Source organism: Mesorhizobium sp. M7A.F.Ca.MR.176.00.0.0, from assembly GCF_004023165.1.
Taxonomy (GTDB): domain Bacteria; phylum Pseudomonadota; class Alphaproteobacteria; order Rhizobiales; family Rhizobiaceae; genus Mesorhizobium.
Genome location: NZ_RZTC01000322.1, coordinates 1 through 337, shown reverse-complemented (window position 1 = coordinate 337; position 337 = coordinate 1). Strand labels below are relative to the sequence as shown.

The 337-nt window shown below is 62.6% G+C and carries 1 protein-coding gene; it reads right to left on the bottom strand.

Features of this window, described 5'->3' with window-relative positions:
• Positions 1 to 48: 48 nt before the first annotated feature.
• The coding region (locus EOB59_RS35080) for a transposase (protein WP_206622115.1) at positions 49 to 337 on the bottom strand (289 nt) is incomplete at its 5' end.

Sequence of the window (337 nt, the reverse complement as noted above, 5' to 3'; positions counted from 1 at the left end):
TTGATGCCGTTTGAGAAGGGCCGTTCCACCTCATCAGCTTCGGGCCGATTAGGCCATCTCGGCGAGCGTTTCGAGCAGCGCATCGAACACCCCCGTCGCGACCCATCGCCGGTATCGGCGGAAGACGCTGTTCCACTTGCCATATTCATCAGGCAGATGACGCCATTGCGCCCCGGTTCGGGCCATCCACATCATGCCTTCGAAATAGCGCCGATTATCCTGCGCCGGACGGCACCCTCGACCCCGCTCTGCTGGCAGCAGCGGCCCGATCAGTGCCCATTCCTCGTCCGATACCCCAATCCGCTCGCCCAACGCTGCGGCGGCAGGATATATCCTG